This window comes from Chitinophaga niabensis, from assembly GCF_900129465.1.
Taxonomy (GTDB): domain Bacteria; phylum Bacteroidota; class Bacteroidia; order Chitinophagales; family Chitinophagaceae; genus Chitinophaga; species Chitinophaga niabensis.
This window is the reverse complement of record NZ_FSRA01000002.1, coordinates 1972634-1994961: the sequence shown is the minus strand read 5'-3', so window position 1 is coordinate 1994961 and position 22328 is coordinate 1972634. Positions and strand designations below refer to the sequence as shown.

Below are 22328 nucleotides of genomic sequence, written 5' to 3'. Positions count from 1 at the left end.
AAAAAGCCGGTCATCGTTATGATGCCGGCTCCCGTTATTTAAAAATGTTCCGTTTAGAACGGAGCATCTCCGAATGCGTCGTCATCAAAATCCATATCATTCATCTTCGATCCTTTCTGAATGAAGATCTTAGCCTCGTCATGTTCTCCGCCTGCGCCGCGGTTCTTCATGCCTGCAAAGGAGTTGCCGCCTGTGCTTGGCGGGCCGTCAACAGGGCCGTCATCTTCAAAACGCTGGTATTCCAGTACGGCTCTGAGCTTCACGGTATCCAACTGACCATTCCTGTGTTTCGCGATCCTTACGTGTGTTTCCCCTTTGTTGGATTCTCCCATTTCGTTGGTAGTGATCTCATAATACTCAGGGCGGTAGAGGAACATTACCATGTCCGCATCCTGCTCAATTGCACCGGATTCCCGGAGGTCACTCAACTGCGGCATTTTGTTACCATCTTTCCGTTTCTCCACATCCCGGCTCAACTGCGAAAGTGCAATGACCGGCACCATCAACTCTTTTGCGAGCCCTTTCAGGTCGCGGGAGATCTTACTGATCTCCTGTTCCCGGTTGGAGTTCTTACCTTCCGCACCGCCACCACTCATCAATTGAAGGTAGTCGATGATGATGATCCCTACTCCGTGGTTATGTACCAGCCTGCGGCATTTGGCACGTAATTCAAAGATGTTCAGACCGGGGGTATCATCTATGAAGATGGGCGCTTTAGCCAGTCTTTCAATACCGTGGGTCATCAGTTTCCGCATCTCATGCTCCTCCAGTTTACCCCGGGTGATCTTTTCCAGTTTGATCTCTGCCTCGGCAGCCAGGATCCTTTGAACGAGCTGCCCGCTGGACATCTCAAGCGAAAACACCACAGCCCCTTTCGGGAACTTGGGATGCAAAGCCGCATTCCGGGCAAGGTTCAGCGCGAACGCCGTTTTACCCACAGATGGACGGGCCGCGATGATGATAAGGTCAGAAGGCTGGAAGCCATAGGTGATCTTATCCAATGTGGGGAATCCTGAAGGTACCCCTGTGATATCGTCCCCTTTATTCCGCAAGTCCTCAATACGCTTGAGGGTATTCACCAACACGCGGTCGATGGAATCATAGTTCTTACGGAGGTGATTATTAGTGATTTCAAACAGTTTGGATTCTGCCTGGTCCAGCAGATCGAACACATCAGCCGTATCCTCATAGGATTCGCTGATGATCTCTCCGGAAATGCGGATCAGCTCCCGCTGAATGAATTTCTGCAATACGATACGCGCATGCGCCTCAATATTAGCCGAAGAAACTACCATATTGGTCAGCCGGGTAACAAAGAAAGGGCCACCCACTGCCTCCAGGTCTGCAGAAGATTTCAGCTCTTCCACCACCGTGAGGATATCCACAGGCACAGACTTCGCCGCCAGCCTTTGCATACATGCAAAGATCTTCTGGTGGGCATCTACGTAAAAACATTCCGGTTTCAGGATCTCGATGACCGTATCAAAAGCACCCTTTTCTAACATGAGGGCACCCAATACAGCTTCTTCTAATTCTTTGGCCTGGGGAGGGATTTTGCCATAGACCATCGTGGAAATGTCAATACCCGGCTTGCGACGTGTATTTCGGTCTTTCTTGAGATTGAGATCCATTTATATTTAGTGCGTTAATAAGGTTAAGAAATAAATCATGGTTACTGGATGACCCTATGCCTTTATACATTTACAACTATTTTGCATCTGATCTCATTCACCCATCTTTAACAAATTGTAAATTTTTTCAAGCCGGAAAAACTAAGGTAACCGCAATTTCTATTAAAACCTTTTTCTTCCGGAACAAAATTTATACGTGCACAATGCACACGTTATACAACAACAAAACGGTAGTTATCCACCTTTTCGTACCCGGTTATCCACCAAAATGACAGAAAATCCATAGCAAAGGTCTGTCTTATTCACACATTTTGTGTAAAAAGATTTCCACCATTTTATTTGGTAAATTTCCCCCTTATCGTACAACAGAAGTTGTTAACTTTACGCGGCACATTTGCAACCGCTTGGGGGCTGCAAATGTGATGGAAATAATTGATTTTCACAAAATTAAAACGGTACTATAGGTGCCGGCAAGGATTAGCAAATGACAATTTCGTACAATTGGTTATGTGATTATTTACCGGTAAAACCCACACCGGATGAACTTTCTGTGATCCTCACAGCTGTAGGTCTCGAAGTAGAGAGCCTTGAGCGCTTTGAAAGCGTGAAGGGCAGCCTTGAGGGCCTTGTTGTGGGAGAAGTGCTCAGTGTGGAAAAACACCCCAATGCAGATAAATTACGCCTCACCAAAGTAAATATAGGTAACGGAGAGCCCCTCAGCATTGTCTGCGGAGCACCCAATGTGGCTGTAGGGCAAAAAGTGATCGTAGCGCCCATTGGTACTACCATTTACCCTTCTTCCGGAGAACCCATGACCATGAAAAAGGCTAAGATCCGGGGAGAAGAAAGCAACGGAATGATCTGTGCAGAAGATGAAATTGGCCTGGGAACGGGCCACGATGGCATCCTGGTACTGGACCCTTCCCTGCAGGCTGGTTTAACAGCTGCTGAACTCTTCCATCCCGCCCAGGACTGGGTTTTCGAAATAGGCCTGACCCCTAACCATATGGATGCCATGAGCCATATCGGTGTAGCGCGGGACGTTTGTGCATTCCTCAACAACCAGGAAAATACACAGATCTACCATGTTCGCCGCCCTGGCATCAGCGCAGCCACTAAAGCAGCTACCGCTTTACAGATAGGCGTTGAAGTGAAGAACAACGAAGCCTGTCCCCGTTATTGCGGCCAAACCATTACCGGCGTAAAAGTAGGTCCATCGCCAGCCTGGATGCAACACCGGTTGCAGGCTATCGGCGTTCGCCCTATCAATAATATAGTAGACATCACTAACTACGTGCTCCACGAAACCGGCCAGCCCCTCCATGCATTTGATGCTGCAGAGATAAAAGGCGGTAAAGTGGTGATCCAGAACCTCCCTACCGGCACGCCTTTCCTGAGCTTAGACGGCAAAGAACGTAAACTGGATGAAGGTGATCTCATGATCTGCGATGGCGAAAATACCCCGCTTTGTATTGCAGGTGTTTTCGGAGGCGCAAGTTCCGGCGTGAAAGACAGCACCAGTAACATTTTCCTGGAAAGCGCCCATTTCAGCGCAACCGGCATCCGCAAAACATCCGTACGCCACGGACTTCGTACAGACGCAGCCGTTCGTTTCGAAAAAGGCGTGGATATTGGCCTTGCGCCATTTGCCCTGGAACGTGCAGTAGCCCTGATCGGCGAACTGGCACATGGTGCCCCTGCCTCTGAAGTAGCAGATGTTTACCCCCTTCCTTCAGAACAAGCCAGCATCGATGTCACTTATCAGTACATTAACAAGCTCAGCGGTCATACCTATGCACCTGAAAAGGTGAAGAATATCCTCTGCAGCCTTGGTTTTACCATACAATCAGAAACGGACCATGGCCTGCGTGTATCCGTTCCCCTGCATAAACCGGATATTACTATTCCCGCAGATATCGTGGAAGAAGTGATGCGGATAGACGGGCTGGATAATATTCCCATCCCCGAATTCATTAACATGGTGCCTTCCCGCCAGAGTCAGCCAGACAAAGAGCGGGTGAAGGAAAAACTGGCGGAATACCTGGCCGGCAATGGATTTTCAGAGATCTTCACCAACTCCATCACCAACAGTCAATATTATAAACACCTCGACCAGGATACCCTGGTGAAGATGATCAATAGCCTCAGTGCCGACCTGGACACCATGCGCCCATCCATGCTGGAAACAGGCCTGGAGCGGATCGCCTACAACCTGAACAGGCGGAACGACGATCTGCTGTTCTTTGAATTCGGTAAAACCTACCGTAAAGAAGCCGTAGGCGATTATCCTGAAACAGAGCACCTGAGCCTCTACCTCACCGGTCAGAAATTACCGGAAACCTGGATGCACAAAGCACAGCCCGTAGATTTCTATTACCTTAAAGGATATGTACAAAACATCCTGCAAGTGCTGGGATTACAGGGTGCGGAAATGGCAACAGCCACTGTCCATGGCCTGGAACCTGCATTTGAGATCGCGGTGAATGGTAAAGTGGTAGCCGTTTTAGGCGGTGTAAATACACAGAAACTGAAGGAATTTGATATCAAACAGGCAGTATGGTATGCGGATTTCCACTGGGGTACTATCCTGCAACAACTGCAAACAAAAGATACCTTCTACGAAGAGATCGCCAAATTCCCTGCCGTTCGCAGGGACCTGGCTTTGGTATTGGATAAACAGGTGAACTTTGCGGCCGTAGAAACAACTGCCCGCTCGGTGAAAACCACCCTGCTGCAACATATCAACCTGTTCGACGTTTTTGAAAGTGAAAAACTCGGCGCAGGTAAAAAATCATATGCTGTGAGCTTCACGTTCCAGGACAAACAGAAAACGCTGACTGACCAGGAAACGGACGCCCTCATGAATAAACTCATCAAAGCTTTCGAAACACAATTACAGGCGGAGATCCGCAAATAATGGAACTGGAACAGTACATACAAAACATAGAAGACAAGCTGCAGCAGCTGTTCAAAAAACTTCAGCAATCGCAGGCAGACAATGTTATGCTGCGCGAGCAGCTTGTCCAGCAGCAAAATGAACTGAACCGGCAGCAGGAAAATATTGCCTCCCTGGATGAGAAATTAAAGCTCACCCGGATAGCCACTGTTACCCAGGGCGCCAACTTATCAGAAGACGAAGATGCCTTCCGCAAGGAAGTCCGGGGGAAGATCAATGATTATATCAAGGAAATTGACCGCTGTATTGCCCTGTTGAATTCTTAATGCAGCGGTTTAAAAATGCGGGTGATCCTCACTTCTTTCATAAGAGGGTGTATGGGGTTAATGAGATACACCAGTTGCCCTGTCATGATCACAGAAGGGAAGGCCATCAGCAATGTTTCCCTTGCCTGTAACCGCAGCGTTCCGAAATTCCTGGCAATAGATGGTTTCCTGTCGTTCCGCCAATCTTCCGGCAATTGTTCTTCCTCAAATACCTGCAAACTACCCTCCGGCACCTCATATTCTACCATTACCATTTCGGGGTTCAGTTCCCCCATGGTATAATACATCCGGTTTTCCATCAGGCAATTTGCCACAGAACTATGTACATATATGCAGGGATTCCCTGCGTTCGTCCAAAAGTTGTCCACCAGTCTGCCGCTTTCGCCATTGAGGTCATCCTGCCATTCTTTTGTGCTAAGTCTATATAAAAGCATACTTGAATATAGTTATTTTCAGAATGTGCCTACCTCAAAGCGTTGAATTTCATGCCTTACCTCTCTTGCTCCCCCTTGCGTATCCATTAACTCAATCGGGGTCCTGCCATGGAAATACCTGTTCGGCAATTTCATCCAGGTGTTAAAACGTTCCCGATCGCCAAAAACCTTGTAGCCATAACTATACAGCTCCGCAATGGCCATCAGCCGGTCGCTGATAATATGGCTGAATGTTTCTTCCTCCTTTTTCATGTGAATGGTACGTTCCGTAATGGCCAGCATGCTACTCAGGGTAAAGTAGTCAACACCCAGCACATTCTTCAAACGGGTTAACTGGGCCTTTGTAATGCCCGCCTTTACAAAATTCTCTTTTACTGTAAACAAAACAGCATGTAGATTGGCTACCTGTTCATAATCATCAAACAGGTTACTGGCGCTGGAAGTTGGCACAACTTTCTTCGCCCTGCGGTTATTTCCCGATCGCGTCACAAATTTCTGGTTTAGTAAGTAATAATTTTTAGCACGTAAATATATGCACATATTTGCGCGGGCCTTTATCAATATGAAAATCCTGTTATCAATCTTTCCACACCGTTTGCTTTTATTACATTTGTAAAGTACACCAACACGTCACTAACAATGGAAACACTCATACCCGTTAATATAGTAGTAGCCGACCGTACTTACCGCATCAAGATCCGCACGGAAGAAGAAGAAGCCGTAAGAAGGGTCATGAAGGAAGTGAACGACAAGATCATTGAGTTCAAAGCCGCCTATGCCGGAAAAGATATCCAGGATTATATTGCCATGGCCCTCATCATGTACGCCACCCACCCTGCCACGCTTGGAGGACAAGCCCAGGCAGAAGTAGCTCCTTTCCTCCGGGAAAAGCTGCAACACCTTGACAATCTATTGGATGAACACCTGAAATAGCTGTTACCAGTGCATCTTTAATTCCTAAATAATTCATTATCACAACCTCTCTGGTACTTTCCTGCCTTTTTTTTGTTATTTTCGCGGGTCGGCTTTCGCCCAATTCGCTGAAATGGGCCAGGGACGTTAATTATAAATACTTTTAAATCTAATTGAAATATGGAGACAATCGCTATAATAGTGGGCGCCGCCGCTCTGGTTATAGGTATACTGCTTGGGAAAGTGATCTTTGCTAAAAATACCCAGAAGAAAGTCCAGGAAGCTGAAGAACAGGCCAGGAGGATCATTTCAGAAGGACAACTCACCGCCGAAAATCTTAAGAAAGATAAATTGCTGGAAGCCAAGGAGAAATACCTTCAGATGAAGTCGGAGCATGACAAAGAAGCCATGCAGCGTACCCAGAAGATTGCAGAATCTGAAAACCGCATCAAACAAAAAGAACAGAGCCTCAACCTTAAAAACGAACAAATAACAAAGCAAGTTGCTGAAAATGAAGTAATTAAGGAAAATTTAGGCCGTCAGATCGAGCTCGTGAACATCAAACGCTCCGAACTGGAAAAACACCAGGAAGAGCATATCCGCCGCCTCGAAAAAGTAGCAGCCCTCACTGCGGAAGAAGCCAAACACCAACTGGTGGAAAGCCTCAAGGAAGAAGCCCGCTCACAAGCGCTCAGCCACATCCAGGAGATCATCGAGGATGCTAAAACAAAAGCCAACAAAGAAGCCAAAAAGATCATCATACAATCTATTCAGCGTACTGCCGCAGAACAGACCATCGAGAATGCCATTACCGTATTCAACCTGGAAAGTGATGAAATAAAAGGCCAGATCATTGGAAGGGAAGGCCGTAACATCCGTGCCATCGAAGCTGCTACCGGAGTTGACCTCATTGTAGACGATACCCCTGAAGCTATCGTACTGTCTTCCTTCGACCCACTCCGCCGTGAAATTGCACGCCTCAGCCTGCAACGGCTCGTTCAGGATGGCCGTATCCACCCTGCCCGCATTGAGGAAGTAGTGGAAAAGACCAAACGTCAGCTGGAAGAACAGGTAATGGAGATCGGTGAACGTACGGTAATAGAACTCGGCATCCATGGTTTACATAAAGAACTCGTACGCATGGTAGGTAAAATGCGCTTCCGTTCTTCTTATGGTCAGAACCTGCTGATGCACTCCAAAGAAACCGCCAACCTTTGCGCCGTGATGGCAGCAGAGCTGGGGCTGAACCCCAAACTGGCCAAACGCGCAGGTCTCCTGCACGACATTGGTAAAGTGCCTGATGAAGAAACTGAACTGAGCCATGCATTATTAGGTGCCAAGCTTGCAGAGAAATATGGTGAACATCCTGCCATCGTGAACGCTATCGGCGCACACCACGATGAAATGGAAATGGCCTATGTGATCTCTCCTATCGTTCAGGCTTGTGATGCTATCAGTGGCGCACGCCCTGGTGCCCGTCGTGAGATCATGCAGAGTTACCTGCAACGTATCAAAGACCTCGAGAACCTGGCCATGGCATACGATGGTGTTGAAAAAGCATACGCTATCCAGGCAGGCCGCGAACTGCGCGTGATCGTGGAAAGCGAAAAAGTAACGGATGGTGATGCAGACCGCCTCAGTTTTGAAATTGCCAATAAGATCCAAAACGAAATGCAATATCCCGGCCAGATCAAAGTAACGGTGATCCGTGAACGCAGGGCCGTGAACGTTGCGAGATAATTATTTCGTTATACATATTTTCAAACGCCGCAACCAAAAAATTGCGGCGTTTTTATTTATCTTACAAGCCATTAAAAAACGCTACAGTTGTATGAAAAGAAGAATCTTGACACTCGCTGTGCTGACCTTATTATCTGTCAGCACCGCCTTTGCACAAAAGCAGCAAAAACTGTTCAATGGTAAAAACCTCGATGGATGGAAGATCCACGGAACAGAAAAATGGTATGTTGAAAAAGGTGAACTGATCTGCGAAAGCGGTCCAGATAAAGAATACGGTTACCTCGCCACAGATAAAACTTTCAAGGATTTTGAACTTACCGTTGATTTTAAACAGGAAGCCAATGGTAATAGCGGCGTATTCTTCCACTCTTCACTGGAAGGCACCAAAATATCCGGCTGGCAGGCTGAAGTAGCACCTCCCGGTTCCAATACCGGCGGTATCTATGAATCCTATGGCCGTGGCTGGTTGATCAAACCCGCAGCAGAAAAGGATAAGAACCTGAAAATGGGTGAATGGAATACCATGAAGGTGGTGGTGAAAGGCAACAACGTAACCACTTACCTTAATGGTGTGGAAATGATCACACTCGATGATGAAAAGATCGGTGCCAAAGAAGGCCAGGTTGCTTTACAGATCCACTCCGGCGGCGGCATCAAAGTGCGCTGGAAAAACATTAAGATCAAAGAAATAAAATAATCTTGCCTGAAAATAAAAAGCCCGTTGTGCTATTCATGCACAACGGGCTTTTTATTTGCCCCAGCACTGTGTGAATTGTACACAATCCCCTGCTAATGCGGCAAATGCACATTTTTAGGTCAAAAAAGTATAAGGAATAGGGAAAATGAAACTAGTTAATCTTGCCTAAAAACAGGAAATTTATAATTGAATAGGCAAGTTTCCACAATCATGAAATAAGATGCGAACTAAGAACCGTTTTTAAGTCCTATAGCATGTTATGAAACTGACTTTTATTTGAATTAAACCAGGGCAATTGAGATTCAAACAATCCAAAAAATTACTTTTTTCCAGGTGTGTTGCTCCTTTATAGGACAGTTACAAATCCTTTTTTTTGAATATCTATGCAATCGTTTGCATCATTTGTCAAGGTTATATAGTATGCAAATGGTATTCTGCTGACAACATAAAGATCGGCCTGCTATTTCTTTTACTTTAAAAAACACGTCATGAATGATTTATTACTTTCCACAACCAACACTTTTATTCAACAAAAAAACAACTGTTAGTACTTCTCCTGTAGCAATCAGAATTTAAAAGGTCTCTATACGTATCCAGCAACGGATATACGGAAATCAATCAAACGCGATCGTCAATTCTCTGTATGTGCCCACCCAGGGTTCCGGGTGCATATTAAATTTTTAAATGATTCCCATTATGAAACAACAAACAAGCGTATCAGCCTGCATTTCCCACGCCAGGAAATGGCTTTTACCCTTCTGCCTCTTCTTTCTTTTTTTATTGTGTAGTATGGTAACGTTTGCACAAGCTGTAAAAGTGGAAGGAACGGTAAAAGATGCAACAGGAAATTCCCTTCCCGGAGTGACCGTAATGGTCAAAGGCACCAAAAAAGGAGTAGCCACCAGCGACCTGGGGCGTTTTTCCATTCAAGCGGAAAAAACAGATGTACTCGTTTTCTCCTTTACCGGTTTTACCACAAAGGAAGAAACCGTTGGTCCGCGTACAACCATTGATGTAACACTGCTGGAAAACGTATCCACCCTCAACGATGTAGTGGTGGTAGGATATGGTACGCAAAAGAAAAGAGATGTAACCGGTGCTATCAGTTCCATCTCCGCCAAAGCAATTGAAGAAAAACAACCCGTATCTATTTTCGATGCGATACAGGGTGCTGCACCTGGTGTACGTGTAATGAGTAATTCCGGTGCGCCGGGGGAAGATCAGGACATCACTGTTCGTGGTCTCTCCACGCTCTCTGATGGTGGTGTAAGGCCACTTTATATTGTGGATGGTGTAACCATGGATAACATCAATGCGATCAATCCAAACGACATTCAGTCTATTGAGATCCTGAAAGATGCCGCGTCTGCAGCCATCTATGGTTCCCGTTCTGCCAACGGTGTTATTATTATCACCACTAAACGCGGTGATGATGGTAAACCCAAAATAGACCTGAACTACCTGAGAAGTTACAGCAAACTCTCTAACAGGGTGCCGCAGGCTAACCGCCTGGAAAGGCAAATGTTCGACCGCAGAGGTAATATTGGCCTGGACCCTAAACCAGACGATTCCACTTCCTTTGCCAGGAATGCGGATAACGATTACCAGAAGCTCATCACACAAACCGCAGTAAGGAACCAGATAGACCTCGGTATCAGTGGTGGTAACAAAAACCTCAACTTCTTCAGTAGCCTTCAATACCTGGATGACCAGGGAATTGTGCTGAGAAGTTATGCTAAACGCCTCACACTCCGTAATAATATAGACTATAAGCCAAGCAAGTGGTTCAACATGTCCACCCGCCTGAACTTCAGCTTTATGGACAAGAATAATATCAATGAAGGGAACGTGATCAGGCAAGCCCTGCAACGCCCTCCCGGCATGGCATTATACTTACCGGACGGTAGTTTCATCTATAACAACGGTGGACGCCGGAACCCGATAGCAGAAGCGTACCTGCGCAAAGACCTGTCCAAGATCTACAAAGGCGTACTGTATCAGGGGTTTGATTTCCAATTAGCCACACCACTGAGACTGCACGCAGACGTATCTGCAGATGTGGAACTCACCCGCAGGACTACCTTTAACTCCAAACTGCTGGATACCGGTAATCCCCAGGCCAGCACAGGGAGTGATAATACAGCCCTGCCCGTTAGAACACAGGGTAACCTTTACCTTAGCTACCAGAAGAACTTCAACAAGGTGCATAACCTTGCAGCCATGGTAGGTACTAACGTTGAAAAGAATAACCAGGAAGAAGTAAACCTTGCAGGCCGCCTTTTCGTAACAGAGGCTGTAGAAACCCTGAATGCAGCCGGCGAGTTTACTTTAACAGATATCTATTCAACCGGTACATTAAACTCTTTAGTGGGTTTCTATGGAAGGCTTTCCTATGATTACAAAGGCAAATACCTGTTCGCCGCTACCATGAGAAGAGACGGTTCTTCCAGGTTCGGTAGTGATATGAGATGGGGTAATTTCCCTTCTGTTTCTGTGGGATGGAGGTTCAGTGATGAGAATTTCATGAGCCACTTTAAAGGTGGTGCTTTAACAGATGGTAAGATCCGCGCCAGCTGGGGGATCACAGGTAACCAGGCGATCGGGGATTTTGACGCGGTACAGCAATTTGTATTCGGCCAGTACTTTTATCATGATACCAGCGGTGTTCGTACAAACGACAGGTTAGGTAACAGCCTCCTGAAATGGGAAGAAACCGCACAATCAGATATCGGTATTGACCTCACCTTTTTCAATGGCCGCCTCGTTTTCGTAGCAGACTATTTTGTGAAAAAAACTTCTGACCTGCTCTATGACGCACCATTGCCGCTGGAAGTTGGTTATCCCGGTAAAGCCAGGACCAACGCCGGTACTATCGAAAACAAGGGTATAGAATTATCCTTAACTGCATACCCCATCAGCACAAAGAACTTCAGCTGGATGACCTCCATCAACTATACAAAGATCAGGAACAAGATCACCAGCCTTCCAGGTGGTGACTATGTAGATGGGATCTGGTATGTAGGACAAGGTATGGAAGCTGGTAACTTCTACGGATATGAATACCTCGGTATCTATCAGTATGATGAATCAAATGCTTACACACCCGATTACAGGACCCGCCTGACCCCTCAATTCCAGAAAGATGCGCATGGTAACGTGATCATTCAGAAAAACATGAAGCCTATCCTCACAGGATATCAAACTCCTGATGGCAAGGCTTATACAGGCGATGTAAAACAATTGACCACCAATGGTTTTGTTTCCAAAGGCGGCGATGTGATCTGGGCGAACCAACCTGATAGTAAAGGTGAACTGAACGGGAACATCGGAAATGAAGACAGGAAGATCATCGGTTATGGTCAACCCAGGTGGAGCTTAGGTTGGAGCAATACATTCAGATATAAAGGCATTTCCCTCTCCATGAATATATATGGAAACTTTGGTGGCAGCATTTATAATGAGAACCGGAGGAACCTTGCATCCTTCTCTAACAGTAATACCACACCGGAACCTCACTTTATCCGCAACATGTGGAAATATCCCGGTCAGATCACAGATTCTTATTTAGGTGGAGACAAAACTGCTGATAACTTCCGCAGAGGAAACAGCCAGTTCCTGGAAGATGGTTCTTTTGTGCGCTTACAAACTGTAAGACTGGGTTATGAACTGCCTAAACATATTATCAAAAGAGCACGCCTGCAATATGCGAATGTATTCGTATACGGAAACGGCCTGCTGACCTGGACGGATTATACAGGTTTCGATCCTGAGGTAAGTCAGCGTAGCGTTCTTAAACCAGGAGAAGATCCCGGAAAGTTCCCACGCAAACGTGAATTAGGTATGGGTGTTAATGTTACATTTTAATTAAACGATCATGAAAAGAGTTAAAATATCAGTGCTGCTGTTTGTGGGTTTGGTGATGGCCCTCACAAATCTGAAGTGTAATAAATACCTGGAAGAGCAGCCAGTATCGTCCATCACACCGGAAACTTTCTGGAGAGATCAGAATGATGCAAAAGCCTGGATGGCAGGTATCTATAATCAACTGCAATCCACTTTAAACACCAACTGGTTCGACTGGGGTGAAGTTCGTTCAGATAACGTTAAAACCGCCGGTACAGGAAATGCGCAGACCAAACTGCTGAATAATATATTATCAGCCAACGATGCGGATATCAATGGTGTAACGAGGTGGACTGCTTTATACACTACCATTTCCCTCTGCAATTACGGTATCAAATATTTCCCCGGCATGATCGATAAGAACCTGGATCAGGGGGTTGTCCGCTATAAGGATAACCTGGGGCAATGTTATGGATTACGCGCGCTTATGTACTTCTATGGTTTACGTGTATGGGGCCGTGTACCCATCATCACGGAGCCGATTGAATCACTGACACAGGAAACTGAGTTCGCAAGATCAGATATCGATGCAGTTAAAAAACAGATCCTCGATGATATTGCCAAAGCACTGGAAACCATCGGCAGCAATACCAGCGGACCTTCCAGGTATTACATGCAGAAAGCAGCTGTATATGCATTACAAACAGATGTTTACATGTGGTTCCAGGATTATGACAACGCCCTGATCGCTGCTGAAAAAGCTATCCTGGAAAGTAAATGTACCTGGGTAACTACGCCGCTGCAATGGAAAAATATCTTCTTAAACCCTGAAACTTCTACTGAAACCATTTTCAATATTTATTGGGATGATACGGAAAGAGGTGGAGGAGTTGGTATCTGCCAGAAATTGGGGTCTGGTTCCAACACCAACCAATACATGATCACCCCAAAGATCTTCCAGGAATTAAGGGACAGAACGGATGTAAATGGCATTCCTATCGATGGCCGTTTCTGGACATGTTTTGACACGATCAAGTTCTTTAGCGCTACTGTTTACAGCCTGGCTGTTGCAGAGTTCGGTAAATACTACCCCTGGGCCAGCGGTCAGGCCGGGCCTTTTGTATTTGAGTCCAACGCCATGTGTAAAGCAAAGATCCCTGTTTACCGTTTCGCAGATGTGCAATTGCTGAAAGCAGAAGCCCTCACCCATAAAGGCCGCTACCAGGAAGCACTGAACATCCTGAACCAGATAAGGAGCCGTTGCGGTTATCCTGTTCAGGCGCAGCTGGCAGACTTTACAGGAGATGTGATGAAAGGTATAGAACGCGCGATACTGAAAGAAAGGCAATATGAGTTCCTGGGTGAAGGTAAAAGGTGGTTCGACCTCTGCCGTATTGATAAGATGTATGACTTTAGCAACAACGGGTACGCCTATCTGCGGGAAACAATGAATCCCATCCTCTCTGCACGGGTTGGCGCTACTCCTTTTGATAATACCGCATCTGTTCCGAATGGTATGGGCAGGATCTTATATCCTATCAACTCCGATGCATTTAATGCTAATTCTAAATTAAGAGGAGATCAGAATCCTCCATATGATGAATAAGATAAACAGCCATTGTGAACGAACATTAAATGATCATTATGAAAAGTATTAAGCAATATATATTACCATTGGCAGTGCTGGGCTGCCTCACGTTCGCTTCCTGCGACAAACTGCAGGACGGATATGATTACAACGCGTCCATTTACGATACCAAAGTGAATTCGAACGTGTACGACTTCATGAAGTCGAAACCAGAATTGTTTTCCAGCATGCTCAGTGCCATTGATTATGTGGATAAGGATGCAAACTTCAAAGATGTAAAGCAAATGTATACCAGTACAGGAAACACTTTCCTGCTGCTCACCAACACTGCGCTTTCCAACCTGGAAGATGGCAACAGCTTCTTTGTACTGAACCCGGTAACCATAACGGACCCTTCCAATCCCGACTTCGGCAAACAGGTAAGAGGTACTGATTTTACGCAGTACCCTGTACAGCTGGTAGCTGATCTTTTACGCTACCATGTTATGAAAGGCCGCCATGAATATGCCAACCTGAACTCTACCCCACATTGGGTAAATACCTTTGCCATCAGTTCAACAAACGATTCTGCCAAAGTGCATATTTATCTGCAGGCAACACGTGAAGGATATCTATTCCTCAATAACTATATAGGCGCGCCCTCCGGATGGACTGAGCTGAGACCACGTACGCCAAACTTACTGGCAACGAATGGTGTCATTCATATCATGAACAGGTGGCTCCGTCAGCCTACAAGACAAATAATTGAGAATAATAAATAACTAATGCTATTGTTATGAGAAAGATATATGGTGCAGTTCTTATGTTTTCACTTTCCCTCTTCGCCCTCTCCTGTAAAAAGGACAAGGTAGAGATTGAAACATTAAGCAAAGCAGGAGAAGAATTTTACTTTGGGGAAAAAGTTCCCGTATGGGCAGGTACCCGGGGTGACCTTAAAAATCTGAGTTATTCATGGTCCGCCACCGGAGGTACTTTTGATGGATGGAGAACACAGGACCTTTATGAAAACCTGTGGATAGCCCCCTCTAAAGTAGGTGAATACACGGTAACGGCTACTGCCAAAGATGGTAAAGCATCTGCCTCCCGTAGTACTACCATGAAAGTGACCCGTTACTTTTTTGATGAGTTCCAGAGCGCATTCACTTTTAACGGTAACGGATGGTCGCAAAGTAATACCACCCAGGTAAATATTACAGACAACGATATCAACAAAGCCAGGGTAGAACTTACAGCCAATGCTACCAGTGGCCCGAACATCCGCCGTACGCTGGACCTTGCCCAACTAAAGATCCCTTTCTCCATCAATACAAAATTCGGATGGAAAACATTCTTCAGGGCCGGCCAGGCAATTACCATCAGCGTGTACTTTGTGCAACCCAGCGCCAATCCCACCATTCCTTATATGCGGGAGATCAGGTGGGAGATCTGGCCAACTGTAAATCCGGCTACCACGGATAACTACCAGATCAGGTACGAAACCTTTACCCCTAATAATGCCAGCTCTTCAAAGTTCAGTGCAGCAGGTGCGATGCTTCCGGACCCACAACCGTTGATCACTCCTGTAAAAGGAAGGAAAGCAGAACTGGCTATCGCTAATGGCGGTGAAAAGAACATCAGCATCTCTATAGACGCCGCCAATGTAGTACATGCTTATATAGATGGCGTACTGTGGTTCTCGAGCAATGGTTTTAAAGATTGGCTTAATTTTGTTAAAGGTAAATACCCTGACTTCCCTGATCCTGTTGTAAAAGAATTCAGGATCGCTTTCCCCGCAAAAGCCAATAACAACGAAACAGGTTCCACCTTATTCGTGAATAGCGTATACATCAATAACGACGGTACCATCCTGAAATAACGGACACCTTATAAACATTTACCGAACGGCGCCATCTTTGGCGCCGTTTGTTTTTATGCTAATTTGCAGCATGACATTACAGCAACAACTTTCAGAAACCACCGCCTACCTCCGGCAACAGGGTTTTGGCGCAGCAAAGGCTGGCATCGTTTTAGGCACCGGCCTGGGAGAACTCATTTCCAAAATAGAGGTCCATAAAAGCATCCCATACGGCCAGATCCCCCATTTCCCGGAATCTACCGTTGAATCACATAAAGGCCACCTGATCTTCGGGTACATTGGTAAAACCGCTGTAATTGCCATGCAGGGCCGCTTCCATTATTACGAAGGTTACAACATGCAGCAGATCACTTTCCCCATCCGCATCATGAAAGCCCTCGGCGTGGAAAAACTACTCCTCAGCAATGCCGCAGGAGGTATGAATCCCGCTTTCAAAAAAGGAGATCTAGTGCTGCTGAACGATCACATCAACCTGCAACCGGAAAATCCGCTGCGTGGTTTAAACTCCCCGGATTTCGGCCCCCGCTTTCCTGATATGAGCAGGCCATACGATCTGGAACTCGGAGAAAAACTACAAGCCGCCGCAGGTCATACAATGCATAAAGGTGTATACGTAGCCGTAACCGGCCCTAACCTGGAAACCCGTGCAGAATATCGTTTCCTGAGAATGATAGGAGGAGATGTAGTAGGCATGAGCACCGTGCCCGAAGTGATCGTGGCCAACCAGGTAGGTTTACCCTGCGCATGCGTGTCCGTTGTAACGGATGAATGTGACCCGGATAACTTAGTACCGGTATCCCTTGCCGAGATATTGGCCGTAGCCGGTAAAGCAGACAAAGTGCTGAGTGGAATCTTTGCTGAAGTGATCGCTGGTTTGTAAAAAAAGCCGGAAGCAATACTTCCGGCTTTTGCCTTATTTCTTCTCCAGCTTTTCAAGCCTCAATTTCATGGCCTCGTTCTCTTTTTTGAGATCAATGAGATAAAGCGTTAACTCCTCTATTTTCTGTAACAACTTCTTATCCATTTCTCCCAGATCATTACCGTTGGCTGTTACTTCCTTTTCAGAAGGAATATCCGGGAGATGCTGGTTTGTTTTGATGAAGGATTCAACTTCTGCTAAAGAACGTAATGGGTAATTCTCTTTAAAGACGAAATCAGACCAACCCGTTTGGGTCACTCTTACTTTCGTTGCAGTGATAGTGCCGTTTATAGCCAATTTTGATTGTGGTGTATTAGTACCTACTCCCACATTTCCCTGATAAGTAACAATAGTTCCTCCAACTCCTCCAGTCACAAATCTGGGTATTTCTGCCGCAACCGGATCATTATTTAACGAAATAGGTGCTGAAGCGCCTCCTACTTTATCAATAGCCGCCACAAAAATTGAATATACTTTCATTGCACGCTCCTGGCAACCATCCGGCATCCTTGCATCCAATCGAAAATAATAATCCTGATAATTAGGCGTGCCCGTTCCATCACGGCTGGCTACTGCATAAACCTGATCAATATTATTGGGGATCTTTATCCATTGGACAGTTCCTGCATTTACACTTCCCCAATCTAAACTGGGCGTAAACTCATGTCCGGCTTTTCCAAGTTGCTCAAACCAAAAACGGAAATGAGGCCCGGCAATAGCGCAATTATATACATCATCCGCCTTCCGGATCACGATAAAATACTCTCTTACGGTACCTGATACAACTGGCGCGGGAAACAAATCCCGAATATAAGTATAGAGCGTTTTGGTAATAGGGGTCCATTGTTTGGAAGTTACAAGAGCGGCTCCCTCTTCATTCCCGAAGATCTGCACCATCCCCTGAAAAGTAGTCTGCCCCAGGGCATCACTCAAAGAAATAAACAACAGGAGAACCAGGCCAACAAGCCTTCGGTATAGAGATAATTGCATATGGGTTAATTTTTAAAGGATTATACAATAAATATAACAAGTTTAACTGGACCGCCTTACGATCAACTCTGTTTTCAATACCCGGATAATGGTTTTCCAATCCGCTACATCCCGGTTGATCTGATCAATTAATAACTGCGCCGCTGTTTGCCCGATCTCTTTCACAGGTTGGGAAACAGTGGTTAAGGCAGGTTCTATCAGTCCGGATGCAAAATCATTACTGAAACCCACTACCGCAATATCCTTGGGCACATTCAGCCCTCTCTTCCTGATCACCTGGATAGCTTCAATGGCCGTAGGATCATTCACCGCAAAAATGGCGTCAGGCGGATTATCCATATTCAGCAGGTGATTCACATAGATCTTTACTTTATCTACATTCAGGTCGTACGAGATCACCAGCTCTTCATCAAATTCGATATTGTTCTTGCGTAACGCCGCCGTATACCCGTTCAGTCTTTTTTCACTGATCTTCAGGGAAGAGGGCCCCGCCAGGTGAGCAATACGTTTACGCCCTCTTTCTATCAGGTGACTCACTGCACGGAAAGCGCCATCATAATCATCCACGATCACCTTCGGCACATCCATTTCATCACATACCCTGTTAAAGAATACAATGGGGATGCCCTTGCGCTGAAAGATCTTCAGGTGATCGAAGTTCCTCGTTTCCTTGGTGATGGACACCAGGATGCCGTCCACCTGGTTGGCCAGCATCACTTTCGTATTCGCCACTTCCGTTTCGTATGTTTCGTTGGATTGACAGATCACCGTATTGTATCCTGCTTTGCTTGCTACTTCCTGCGCACCAATGATAGCTTTGGGAAAATAAGAACTATGGAACTCCGGCACAATAATGCCGATGGTGTTCGTTTTTTTGGTGATAAGACTAATGGCCAGCATATTCCGCTGGTAATCCATTTTCTCCGCAAACTCCAACACCGCCTGCCGTGTTGCAGCATTCACACTGGGATGCCCCGTGAGCGCCCTGGAAACAGTAGATTTTGAAAGGTTCAGTTCCCGCGCAATATCTATGATGGTTACCTGATGTCTTTTCATGTGGTAAAGGAACGAAATAATCTTCATCTTGGGAACATTCCCACAAAATGGGAATGTTCCCAATCAAGAAATAGTTGTTTTCATGCGCCTTGGATACCTGTTTTTATAATCTTTGGAAACAACAAATTCGCACGTATGAAAAAGCTGTTGCTCACAATTGGCTTTCCTTTGCCTATTCCGTCTATTTTTGTACCCAACCATGCTCATTCGTCGTTTCTCCCCCATCCCTCTCTGTCCCTTTACTACTTGATTTATCAAAATCTTTAAACACGTTGGTTGTATGAATATTACACGTTTGAAACTGTTGCTTTGCTTTTTACTATTGGCAATGGGCGCCACGGCCCAAACGCCCGCAGCAACAAAACTGATCACAGGTAAAATAACTGACACCGAAGGGCTGCCCCTGGAAGGTGTAACCGTTTTGGTAAAAGGTGCTACCGCCAAAGCGCTCACCAATGCGGAAGGCGTTTATAACATCAGGGTGGAGAATTCCACCGGCGCCATCCTTGTATTTTCTTATGTAGGTTTTACAACCAAAGAAGTAAAGATCTCTGCCGCTGCATCCGTTTACAACACCAAAATGGAAACTTCCATCAAAGGGCTTAACGATGTGGTGGTGATCGGTTATGGTACCGTAAAAAGAAAAGACCTCACCGGTTCTGTGGGAGATGTAAAAATGAGCGACCTGGAAAAAGCACCGGTGCCTTCATTTGAACAAGCCCTTGCTGGTCGCGTTGCTGGTGTACAGGTTTCTTCTTTCGACGGACAACCCGGATCTCCACTGCAGATAGTGATCCGCGGGAATAATTCTGTAACGCAGAGTAACTCTCCCCTCTTTGTAATAGATGGTTTTCCGATAGAGAATCCCGTAAACAATGTGATCAACCCGGAAGAGATTGAATCCATGCAGGTGCTGAAAGATGCATCCGCAACTGCCATCTATGGTGCAAGAGGCGCAAACGGCGTTATCCTGATCACCACCAAAAAAGGAAAGATCGGCGCACCTGTTGTGAAATACCAAACCTGGATGGGCGTATCGCAAAACCTGAAAAAACAGGAAATGCTGAGCCCGTATGAATTTGTGAAATATTCCATTGAGCAGAATCCCGGTCTTTATACACCTGTTTACCTCTCTAATGGCAGGAAACTGGAAGACTACAAGAACATAAAAGGCATAGACTGGCAGGACCAGGTTTTTCGTGATGCTTTTATGCAAAACCACAGCCTGTCTGTAAGAGGTGGTACGGATAAAACGAAATATTCCTTTTCCGGAAACGTCCTCGGGCAGGACGGTATCATTATCAACAGCGCCTTTAAACGTTACCAGGGAAGGATATCATTGGACCAGATCGTATCAGACAAAGTGAGGGCCAGGTTAAATGTGAACTATTCCTCCACTAAAACAAATGGTACCATCTCTAATTCCACCAGCACCACCGGTTCTCCTTCCGGCCCTACTACCAGTTTGATGTACAGTGTATGGGGATACAGGCCTGTTACCGGGGATTCTACCAATGATGAAAATTTGCTGGACCTGCCTTTTGATCCGAATGTGGATCCTCTCGCAGAATACCGCATCAACCCCATCATATCTACGAAGAACGAATACAATCCCGTTTTCAATAATACCTTTTCTTCCAATGCGGATATTGAGATCAAACCGGCAAAATACTTCCTGTTAAAGATCTCCGGTGGGTTGATCAAAAGCGCCATCAGGAGAGAAGTGTTCAATAACTCTAATACCCGCCTCGGTAATCCAAAGAGCAGCACGCTCGGTGTGAACGGTTCTGTTAGAAATGAAGAAATGACCAACCTGCTGAATGAGAACACACTTACTTACTCACGCAGGTTCAACAAACAACATAACCTGAATATCCTCGGCGGTATCACCATGCAAAAGGTGAACTATTATAATTACGGTTTCACTTCCAACATGGTACCTAATGAATCACTGGGTATGAGCGGACTGGATGAAGGAATTATGAGTACATCACCAACAGAGAAATCCTCTAATGCGCTGATGTCTTTCCTTGGCCGTATTAATTATGATTATAAATCCCGTTACCTGTTCACTGTAAGTTTCCGTGCGGATGGTTCCTCCAAATTCTCAGCTGAGAACAGGTGGGCCTATTTCCCCTCCGGTGCTTTTGCATGGCGGATCATAGACGAATCATTCATGAAGAACATTGCAGTGCTCTCTGATGCCAAACTACGTATCGGTTATGGTTTAACCGGTAATAACAGGGTAACTGACTTTGCCTATTTATCTTCCCAGCAACTTTATCCCTATTCTGGCTATTCATTCGGGGATTCCCCGGTACAGGGCATTATCCCCAATAACCTGGGTAATAAAGACCTGAAATGGGAAACCACTGAACAAACGGATATTGGATTGGACCTCGGTTTCTTAAACAACCGCATCACCCTCTCTACTGATTATTATAAAAAGAACACCCGCGATCTCTTACTCTTAGCCACCCTCGCTCCCACTACAGGTTATGCCAATGGTTACCGCAATGTGGGCAGGGTATCTAATGAAGGGGTTGAATTCACCCTCAACACCATCAATGTTCAAAACAAGAAATTCAGCTGGTCCACCAACTTCAACATCTCATTCAACCGCAATAAAGTATTGCAGCTGAATGAAGGTGAACCCAGCTTAGCCAGCAGGATCACCTGGGGTAACTTCAACAACGCGTACCCTTACATCGCTATTCCGGGACACCCTATTGCACTGTTCTATGGCTTCCTGTTTGATGGTGTGTACCAGTACAGTGATTTTAACCAGCAGGCGAATGGCACCTATGTATTGAAAGACAGGGTACCTAATAACGGACAGCCCAGAACAACTGTTCAACCCGGCTACATCAAGTTCAAGGATATCAACCAGGACGGACAGGTAGATAACAGTGACCTCACCATCATTGGTAATCCTAACCCGATCCATACAGGCGGTTTCTCCAACAACTTCACCTATGGCGCCTTCGATCTGAACGTATTCTTCCAGTGGAGTTATGGCAACGATATCTTAAATGCGAACCGCATTGAGTTTGAAGGTGGCGATGTGGTAAGGTCTTATTTGAACATGTTCAAATCCGTAGAAAAACGCTGGACACCGGAGAACCAAACGAACGAGCTGTATAAAATAGGCGGACAGGGTCCGTTGGTATATTCTTCCCGTACGATTGAAGATGGTTCTTACCTGCGTTTAAAAACAGTAGCGTTGGGTTATAACATGCCATCTAAACTGGTATCAAGGGCACATATTAAAGCCCTCCGGTTGTATGCATCCGCGCAGAACCTGCTTACCTGGACGAACTATTCCGGTCCCGATCCGGAAGTATCTGTAAGGCCCAGTGCTTTAACACCGGGTTTCGACTGGTCCGCTTATCCAAACACCAGAACCATTACGTTCGGTCTTGATCTCACTTTTTAATTTTA

General features: G+C 45.8%; 16 protein-coding genes. 11 read left to right on the top strand and 5 right to left on the bottom strand.

What is annotated here, in order from left to right; all coding sequences use genetic code 11:
- Positions 1-53: 53 nt before the first annotated feature.
- Positions 54-1631, bottom strand: coding sequence for a replicative DNA helicase (dnaB, locus tag BUR42_RS25420; RefSeq protein WP_074242365.1), 1578 nt, complete (start codon positions 1629-1631; stop codon positions 54-56).
- 484 nt (positions 1632-2115) lie between these two features.
- On the opposite strand from dnaB, the gene pheT reads away from it, so the two are divergent.
- Entirely contained in the window at positions 2116-4548 is a 2433-nt protein-coding gene (gene pheT, locus BUR42_RS25415) for a phenylalanine--tRNA ligase subunit beta (RefSeq protein WP_074242364.1), read from the top strand.
- A complete protein-coding gene (locus tag BUR42_RS25410) occupies positions 4548-4853 on the top strand; it encodes a hypothetical protein (protein WP_074242363.1) in 306 nt (101 codons plus the stop codon). The genes pheT and BUR42_RS25410 overlap by 1 nt, the downstream gene beginning before the upstream one ends.
- Here the strand turns inward: BUR42_RS25410 and BUR42_RS25405 are convergent.
- A complete protein-coding gene (locus tag BUR42_RS25405) occupies positions 4850-5287 on the bottom strand; it encodes an RES family NAD+ phosphorylase (protein WP_074242362.1) in 438 nt (145 codons plus the stop codon). The two genes, BUR42_RS25410 and BUR42_RS25405, sit on opposite strands and share 4 nt — an antisense overlap.
- Positions 5288-5305: 18 nt before the next feature.
- Complete coding sequence (gene parS / locus BUR42_RS25400; RefSeq protein ID WP_159442349.1) at positions 5306-5776, bottom strand: type II RES/Xre toxin-antitoxin system antitoxin; 471 nt, start codon at positions 5774-5776, stop codon at positions 5306-5308.
- A gap of 150 nt (positions 5777-5926) precedes the next feature.
- Here parS and BUR42_RS25395 point away from each other — a divergent pair, with 150 nt between their 5' ends.
- The 8 genes from BUR42_RS25395 to BUR42_RS25360 all read left to right on the top strand — a co-directional run bounded on the left by BUR42_RS25395 (position 5927) and on the right by BUR42_RS25360 (position 16802).
- Entirely contained in the window at positions 5927-6220 is a 294-nt protein-coding gene (locus BUR42_RS25395; RefSeq protein ID WP_074242360.1) for a cell division protein ZapA, read from the top strand.
- 159 nt (positions 6221-6379) lie between these two features.
- The gene (gene rny / locus BUR42_RS25390) at positions 6380-7939 is read left to right on the top strand and encodes a ribonuclease Y (RefSeq protein WP_074242359.1); all 1560 of its coding nucleotides are present in this window, start codon (positions 6380-6382) and stop codon (positions 7937-7939) included.
- 91 nt (positions 7940-8030) lie between these two features.
- The gene (locus tag BUR42_RS25385; RefSeq protein ID WP_074242358.1) at positions 8031-8636 is read left to right on the top strand and encodes a 3-keto-disaccharide hydrolase; all 606 of its coding nucleotides are present in this window, start codon (positions 8031-8033) and stop codon (positions 8634-8636) included.
- Positions 8637-9332: 696 nt separating this feature from the next.
- Entirely contained in the window at positions 9333-12500 is a 3168-nt protein-coding gene (locus BUR42_RS25380; protein ID WP_074243209.1) for a SusC/RagA family TonB-linked outer membrane protein, read from the top strand.
- 10 nt (positions 12501-12510) lie between these two features.
- Complete coding sequence (locus BUR42_RS25375; RefSeq protein ID WP_074242357.1) at positions 12511-14085, top strand: RagB/SusD family nutrient uptake outer membrane protein; 1575 nt, start codon at positions 12511-12513, stop codon at positions 14083-14085.
- 38 nt (positions 14086-14123) lie between these two features.
- Complete coding sequence (locus tag BUR42_RS25370; protein WP_159442348.1) at positions 14124-14828, top strand: fasciclin domain-containing protein; 705 nt, start codon at positions 14124-14126, stop codon at positions 14826-14828.
- 14 nt (positions 14829-14842) lie between these two features.
- Positions 14843-15922, top strand: coding sequence for a PKD domain-containing protein (locus tag BUR42_RS25365; protein ID WP_143197574.1), 1080 nt, complete (start codon positions 14843-14845; stop codon positions 15920-15922).
- Between the two features lie 70 nt (positions 15923-15992).
- Positions 15993-16802 (top strand): purine-nucleoside phosphorylase, encoded by an 810-nt coding sequence (locus BUR42_RS25360; protein ID WP_074242354.1) that lies wholly within the window; start codon positions 15993-15995, stop codon positions 16800-16802.
- A 33-nt stretch (positions 16803-16835) separates the two neighbouring features.
- On the opposite strand, the gene BUR42_RS25355 is transcribed toward BUR42_RS25360, so the two are convergent.
- Positions 16836-17831 carry a hypothetical protein gene (locus BUR42_RS25355; RefSeq protein ID WP_143197573.1) on the bottom strand — a complete coding sequence of 332 codons (996 nt, stop codon included), beginning with the start codon at positions 17829-17831 and terminating at the stop codon, positions 16836-16838.
- A 42-nt stretch (positions 17832-17873) separates the two neighbouring features.
- On the bottom strand, positions 17874-18887 hold the full coding sequence (locus BUR42_RS25350; RefSeq protein ID WP_074242352.1) for a LacI family DNA-binding transcriptional regulator: 1014 nt from the start codon (positions 18885-18887) through the stop codon (positions 17874-17876).
- Positions 18888-19167: 280 nt separating this feature from the next.
- On the opposite strand from BUR42_RS25350, the gene BUR42_RS25340 reads away from it, so the two are divergent.
- Positions 19168-22323 (top strand): SusC/RagA family TonB-linked outer membrane protein, encoded by a 3156-nt coding sequence (locus tag BUR42_RS25340; protein ID WP_200798361.1) that lies wholly within the window; start codon positions 19168-19170, stop codon positions 22321-22323.
- The last annotated feature ends 5 nt before the right edge of the window (positions 22324-22328 follow it).